4 protein-coding genes are annotated in these 7,055 nt (G+C 73.6%); 1 reads left to right on the top strand and 3 read right to left on the bottom strand.

What is annotated here, in order from left to right:
* Positions 1–460: 460 nt before the first annotated feature.
* Together ACIPLC_RS20510 and ACIPLC_RS20505 are read right to left on the bottom strand one after the other, a co-directional pair.
* Positions 461–1,282 (bottom strand): hypothetical protein, encoded by an 822-nt coding sequence (locus tag ACIPLC_RS20510; RefSeq protein ID WP_400474425.1) that lies wholly within the window; start codon positions 1,280–1,282, stop codon positions 461–463.
* 66 nt (positions 1,283–1,348) lie between these two features.
* On the bottom strand, positions 1,349–1,855 hold the full coding sequence (locus ACIPLC_RS20505) for a SigE family RNA polymerase sigma factor (RefSeq protein WP_400474424.1): 507 nt from the start codon (positions 1,853–1,855) through the stop codon (positions 1,349–1,351).
* Between the two features lie 229 nt (positions 1,856–2,084).
* Between ACIPLC_RS20505 and ACIPLC_RS20500 the strand changes: the two genes are divergently transcribed.
* Positions 2,085–5,081, top strand: coding sequence for an AfsR/SARP family transcriptional regulator (locus tag ACIPLC_RS20500; RefSeq protein WP_400474423.1), 2,997 nt, complete (start codon positions 2,085–2,087; stop codon positions 5,079–5,081).
* A 77-nt stretch (positions 5,082–5,158) separates the two neighbouring features.
* On the opposite strand, the gene ACIPLC_RS20495 is transcribed toward ACIPLC_RS20500, so the two are convergent.
* Positions 5,159–6,979 (bottom strand): protein kinase, encoded by a 1,821-nt coding sequence (locus ACIPLC_RS20495; RefSeq protein WP_400474422.1) that lies wholly within the window; start codon positions 6,977–6,979, stop codon positions 5,159–5,161.
* Positions 6,980–7,055: the final 76 nt, after the last annotated feature.

Raw genomic sequence — 7,055 nt, 5'->3', positions numbered from 1 at the left:
CCAGCGAGCCCTCCGGGCGCTTCGTTCTTTCGTGTTCCCAGCTTATCAGATGTTTTCCGCTCCGTTTCCGGGGCTTCCTTCATCCAACTCGCCGGTGTCTTCTGCGGCTTGACGCCCCGTCTGACGTTTCAAACTCTAGCCGATCCTCGCTCCGAAAAGCGAATCGGCCGCAATCCGATAAAACGAACACGCCGAAATAAGAACCAAGCCGCGACAAGACGCGACCCAGCCCGAACCAGGACGTGGTGTTTCGAAAGGATTGGCCGCCCCGGGACCGTCCGCGCCGATGCGTGTCCGGTGCTCCCTGCCAAGCGACTGGGCGACAGTACCCCTACTCGGCGCCCGAAACAAATGCCCAGTACGGAACCGCGCAGGTGCGTCCCTTGCGGCCGCCCCGGGCACGCCAGGAGTGTGCCCGGGGCGGTAGGGGTCTGCCTCTCGACGGCAGGTCAACGGCAGGTCAGACGAGGGCGCCGAGGATCGGCGCCCAGGTGGCACCGGTGAGTGCGGCCACCGCCTGCTCGTCGGAGAGCGGGGGCGCGGCACGGGTCGGCGGTGGCACCTCGGCGCCGGTACCGCCGCCGGTGCTGTTCCACTGCACCATCTGAAGCTGCGCGCCGGTCGACTTCAGGGTCACCGTCACCGTCCAGCGGCGGGCGGTGTCGGCACTAGCCGGGTGCTTGGCACCAGCCGGGTACTTGGCGGCGTTCTGCTCGACCATCACCAGGGCCCCGCCGGGAATCGCGGCGCTGCTCGGCAGCTCGCTCAGCTTGCAGGTGTCACCTGCGGCACGCTTGGGCGACTGGTCGCAGCTCAGCCCGTCGCCGTCCCTGAGCGGCAGCTTGAGCCGCAGGGCCGAGACGCCGACGTAGGAGGCGCCGTGCCCGTCGTCCACGACCAGACCGCCGTTGGCGACGTACCCGGCGGACGGATCCGCGGGGTTGTTGCTCTGCCCGGTCTCCTGGCTGAACCGGCCCCCGGGGAACGTCTCCTCCAGGGCGTGGATCATCTGGGTGTCGGTGATCGCGGAACGGGGCATCGCGAGCGCCACCGTCTCCATGTCGGATCCTGCGTGGCGGGCCCCGGCGAGCACGTCGGGGATCACCAGGCCGGCTGCCGCGATCACGGCGCAGGCGCCGACCCCGGCGATGACGCCGGCCGTGCGCCGACGCCGACGGCTCCGCCCGCGCTCGACGGCTCCGCTCACGAGCGTGGTGAGGTCGGGTTCGAGGGAGTCGGTCGTGCGGTCCAGGGCGTGTGCGAGGTCTGCTTCGAACGGCATGCTGGCGTCACCTTTTCTGTCGCTGATGGGGGCTTCGTGGCGGTTTCGACCTGCGCGCACCGGTGCTCAGTGCGGAACCAGGTCGGACAGGCTGTCGCCGAGCAGCGCACGCACCCTGCCGAGCGCCCGGGTGCCCTGGGAGCGGACCGCACTGCTGCTCAGCTTGAGCATCTGGGCGGTCTCCTCGATGCTGCGGTCCTCCCAGTAACGCAGCAGCAGCACCGCCCGGTCGCGGGGCGGCAGTTGGCCGAGCGCATCCAGCAGGGTGAGCCGCAGTGCGGTGTCCGGGCCGGACGCCGTACCGTCGGGCATGTTCTCGACGGGGCGCTCTCCGGTGCTTCGCCGACGCCGCAGGCTGAGGAAGGTGCGGACCAGAACCGTCTGGGCGTAGGCCGCCGGGCTGTCCGCACCGGCCACCCGCTTCCAGTGCACGTACACCCGGCTGAGCGTCTCCTGGACCAGGTCCTCGGCGAGATGCGTATCGCCGGCCGCAAGGACGTACGCCGAGCGGTACAGCGCCTTCGCCCTCGCGGCCACGAACTCCAGGTACTCATCCTCCTGTGCTGACTTCACTCGGTTCCCGCCTGTTCCCTTGTCCTGTGATCCCCGTGCATACCCCTCATGACTACGTGAGGCGTCAGGATGTCGCGCGGGCGAGCCACCTTCTTCTTCCCCGCTTCCTTTTCGCCGCAGAAACCCACGTCCCCCGCGGCCGACCCCATGAGGAGCGGTCCGGGGCCAGGGGTGATGCGGTCGGTATCATGCGCCCGGGGGTTCGTTTGCGGGCAAAGGGGGACGGTCGGTGGGTGGGTTGCGGTTCGCGGTACTGGGACCGGTACGGGGGTGGCGGGACGGCGGCGAGCTCGCGCTCGGGTCGCCGCAGCAGCGGAGCCTGCTGCTCTCGCTGCTGCTGAGGGCCAACCACCCCGTGTCGGCCGGTCAACTCATCGACGACCTGTGGGGCGAGGAGCCACCCGCCAAGCCCCTGGCCGTGATCCGGACGTACGTCCACCGCCTGCGCCGCGTCCTCGGGCCCGCCGCGCTAACCTCGCTCAGCGGGGGCTACCTGCTCACCGTGGATCCCGGGAGCCTGGACACCCACCGCTGCGAGGAACTCGTCGGCGCGGCGAAGGAGCTCAGCGGGGCCGGGGAGCACGCCCACGCCGCCGCCACGCTCCGCCTGGCGCTGGCCCTCTGGCAGGGCGAGCCGATGTCCGGGCTCTCCGGCCCCTATGCCGAGCGGCAGCGCGGCGAGTGGGCCGAGCGCCGGGTGACCGTCCTGGAGTCGTGTCTGGAGGCCGAGGTCGAGGCCGGACCGTCCGGCGAGGCCGTCGCCGAACTGACCGCGGTCACGACCGAACACCCGCTCAGGGAACGGTTCTCCGAACTGCTGATGCTCGCCCTCTACCGGACCGGGCGGCAGGCCGAGGCCCTGAGCGTGTTCCGCACGACGGACCGGCGGCTGCGGGAAGAGCTCGGCGTCACCGCCGGGCCCGCGCTGCGCGAGTTGCAGCGCCGGATCCTGGTGGCCGACACCACCCTCGTGGCGTCCGCGCCGCCCCGGCCCGGCGGCGCCGCGGCCCGCCCGCCGTACCAGGCCCCGGTACGGCCGACCCAGGTGCCGGCCGACCTCGCCGACTTCACCGGCCGCGAGGCGCAGACCGAGGCGCTGCGGACCGTCCTGCTCGCCCCCCACACCATGCCCGTGGCGACCGTGTCGGGCCTGGGCGGCATGGGCAAGACGGCCCTGGCCGTCCATGTCGCGCACGGGCTGGCCGCCGACTTCCCCGACGGCCAGCTCTACGTCGACCTGCACGGGGCCGACGGCCGCCCGGCCCTGCCCGAGGAGGTGTTGGGCGCCTTCCTCCGCGCCCTCGGCGTGCCGGCGGACGCGCTGCCCGCCGGGCTCCCCGAACGCTCCGCCCAGTTCCGCTCGCTGCTCTCCGGCCGGCGCGTGCTGGTGGTCCTCGACAACGCCCGGGACGCCGAACAGATCAGGCCGCTGCTGCCCGGCCGGCCCGGCTGCGCCGTGCTCGTCACCAGCCGGGCCAGGCTCGGTTCACTCCCCAACGCGCAGGCCGTCGAGCTGCCGGCCTTCGCCCCGGAGGAGGCCCTCGGCCTGCTCGGCCAGGTGGTCGGCGGGCAGCGGCTGCGGGCCGAGGCGGACACGGCCAGGGAGCTCGTCCGACTCTGCGGCCACCTCCCGTTGGCCGTGCGCATCCTCGCCGCCCGCCTCTCCTGCCGACCGGGCTGGACCATGGCCCGGCTGCTCGACAAGCTGTCCGAGAATCGTCGCCGACTGGACGTGCTGCGCACCGAGGACCTCGCCGTGGAGTCGGCGTTCCGCTTCGGCTACGACCAGCTGACACCCGAACAGGCCCGGGCCTTCCGCCTGTTGGCGGTGCCGGACGTGCCCGATCTGTCGCCGGGCACGGTCGCGGCGGTGCTCGACCTGCCCGAGCACGAGGCCGAGGAACTGGCCGAGTCGCTGGTCGACTGCTCGATGCTGGAGACCGCGCCACCGGACCGTTACCGGTACCACGACCTGCTGCGGGCCTTCGCCCAGCGGCTCACCCCGGATACCGAGGCGGGCGCGGGGTCGGAGGCGGGCTCAGGGGCGGGCGCGGGGTCGGAGGCTGGCGCGGGGGCAGAGGCGGACCGCCCGGCCGCCGTCCTCACCCGCCTGGCGATCCGCCACCACGCCGAGACCATCGCGGCCCTCGGCCCGGCCGCCAGCCGCGCGGCGCTGACCGACGCGGGTGCGCCGTACGCTCGCGACTTCCGCGTGGTGGCCCGCGGTCGCGGCGAGTTCCACGGCATCGGTGCCCTGGTCGGCCAGTACGCCGGGCTCCCCGAGCCGACACGGCTCGATCTGGTGGCCGAACTGCTGCTCGGATGCAGCCTGTTGTGCGAGACCGGCCAGGCCGCCCGGCCGCTGGGGCACGCGGCCAAGGTCCTGCTCCAGACCGCCCTCCGGCAGGGCGACCGAACGGCCGAGGTCAGGGCCCGGCTGGTGCTCGGACGGCTGCTGACCGAGGTCGGCTCCGAACCCGCGGCCCTCGGCGAGCTGCTCAGGTCCCGCGACCTGTGCATCGTCCACAACCTGCCGGGGCCGTTGCTCGCCCTGGCCCACGCCTCCCTGGCCGCCCTGTTCGTCCAGGTCGGCCGGCCGAGCGACGCGGTCGACGGCTTCACCGCGGCGATCGCGGTCTGGGAGCGGCTCGGCGACCGGCGCTCGGTGGCGGGTGAACTGCTCAACCTGGCCGGCGCGTTCACCGAGCTCGGCCGGTTCGAGACGGCGGTCCGCGTCGTCGACCAGTCCCTGCTGATCTGCCACCAACTCGCCGACCACGGGCTCCAGGCCCTCGCCCTCGACTCCTTGGGGACGATCGCCCACGATCGCGGCGAGTTCGAGCAGGCCCTGCGCCACCACCGCAGCGCCCTCGCCCTGCTGCGGCCGGACGACCGGCGGCGGACGGGCCGGACGCTCCTGCGGCTCACCGAGTCGCTGCGGGCCGTCGGCCGCAGCGACGAGGCGGTGGAGGCGGCCGACCGGGCGGTCGAGGTGCTGACGCTCGACGGCGATCGCCGGGGGCGGGGGCTGGCCCTGGCGGCGCTCGGTGACGCGCTCGCCGACCGCGACGCCACCGAGGACGCGGCCCGGGCGTGCCGGTCGGAGGCCTACGACATCCTGGCCTCCATCGGCTCCCCCGAGGCCGACCGGCTGCCCGCCCTGATCGGCCTCGGCCGGGCCGCCGACCGGCCCCGCCGACAGTGGCCGTCCTGGCTGCCGGCGTGACCCTCCGGGGAAGGGGTTCCGCCGCTCGGCTGTCGGCGTGACCCCCGGGGAGCCCGTTCAGCTCCCGGTCCGACGGCTCAGGACAGCACCCACACCTGGTTATTCGCGTGCGAGCAGGCCGTCACCCTGGCCCAGTAGCCGATTCCGTCGGACGTCAGACAGCCCTTGGTGGCGACGTTGACGATCTGGTAGCCGCCCTGGAGCGGCTCGAAGGACCAGAGCTGGTTGTCGTTGTACGGCGGGCTCGTCCAGATCTGCACGCGCCCGTCGCGCACGTCCAGATCCAGCACCTTGGAGAAGTTGCTGGAGGCGTTGCGCAGGAAGTACTTCCCCTCGGTGAACTTGTCCAGCCGCCACGTCTGTGCCGGCGTGTCGTTGACGGCGAAGGTGTCGATCTGGTTGCCGTCGCGGTCCTCTGAGAGGTAGTTGTCCAGCGCGGCACCATTGCTGGTGATCTGCGCCCGGGAGGGCAGCTGCGGCTTCGGCTGCTGTGTGGGCTGCGGGGGCTGCGTCGGCGTCGCGGACGCCGTGGGCGGGGCCGGTTCCTGGGAGGCGGGCTGGGACGGGACGGCAGGGGTCGGCGCGGGCGGGGCGGGGTTCTGACTGACGGCGGGCGCACCGGGCTGGGCCGGGGCGGGGGTCGGCGCGGGCGGGACGGGCTTCTGACCGACAGGGGACGCGTCGGAGCCCGGGGCGGGCGCACCGGGCCGGACGGGCCCGGCGGAGGTCCGTCCGGCGACCGGCTCGGGCCCGGCGTCGGGCGTGGGGCTCCCGCCCGCTCCCGGTCCGGCCGACGGCACCGGAGCCTGGGTCGAGGGCTGTCCGGCGGGCTCGCGGTCGGCTGCCACCGACGCGGGGAGGCCCGGCACCGCGAGGCCGGTCGTCGGCTCGGCGACGGCGGCGGGGGTCGGAGCACCGTCCTCGTCGGACCGGATCACCGTCGCCCCGGCGGCCCCGGCCACGCAGAGCAGGGACAGCGCCGTCACCCCGATCAGCCCGCGCAGGCGGAACCTGGCCCACGGTGTGCGTCGGGCGACCGGCCGGGGCCGGTCCGGGGCCGGCGGCGTCTTCTCCCCGGCCGGCGCGAGGGCGTTCCGTACCGCCGCGGCCATCGCCGCCGCGTCGGGCCAGCGCTCGCCGGGCTCCTTGGCCATCGCCCGCTCGACCAGCGCCCACACCGGCGCGGGCACGTCCTCGGGAAGCGGCGGCACGGGCTCCGTGAGGTGCTTGAGGATCATCTCAAGGGCGGTCTCCCCGTCGAAGGGGAGCTTCCCGGCGAGGCATTCGTAGAGGACGACGCCGAGTGCGTAGAGGTCCGCCGAGGCGGTGACCGTCCCGGTGGAGGCCTGTTCCGGCGCCTGGTAGGCGGCGGTGCCGAGCACCATCCCCGGCACCGTCAGCCGGGCGTCGCAGCCGGGCCGGGCGATGCCGAAGTCCGCGATCACCGTCCGGTCGCCGCAGACCATCAGGTTGGCCGGTTTGATGTCCCGGTGGACCACCCCGGACTCGTGCGCGGCCTCCAGCGCCTCCAGCACCTGGAGTGCCGTCCGGAGGGTCTCCGCCACCGGCAGGGCGCCGCGGCGTTCCAGCACCGCGCTCAGCGGTTCCCCGTCGATCAGCTCCATGACCAGGTAGCCGACCGAGGGCCTCCCGTCCACGGCACTGTGCCCGTAGTCGTACACGCCGACGATGCCCGGGTGCCGCAGCTGCGCCATGACGCGGGCCTCGGCGTGGAAGCGTTCGGCGAAGCCGGACTCGTCCAGCAGGGCCGGCTTCACCACCTTGACCGCCACCCGGCGGCCCAGGACCTCGTCCTCGGCGAGCCACACGTCGCCCATCGACCCGCCGCCCAGCAAGTCCACCAGCCGGTAGCGGTCGGCAAGCACGGTGCCGCGCATGATACTCCCTGAATCAAGCCCGAGGACCGGAGCGAATCCGGAGACCGGCCCGGTTCCATGGGCGCACCTTGGTCCG

Origin of the sequence: Kitasatospora sp. NPDC086801 (assembly GCF_044745805.1) — a bacterium.
Classification (GTDB): domain Bacteria; phylum Actinomycetota; class Actinomycetes; order Streptomycetales; family Streptomycetaceae; genus Kitasatospora.
This window is presented reverse-complemented; position numbering and strand designations above follow the sequence as displayed.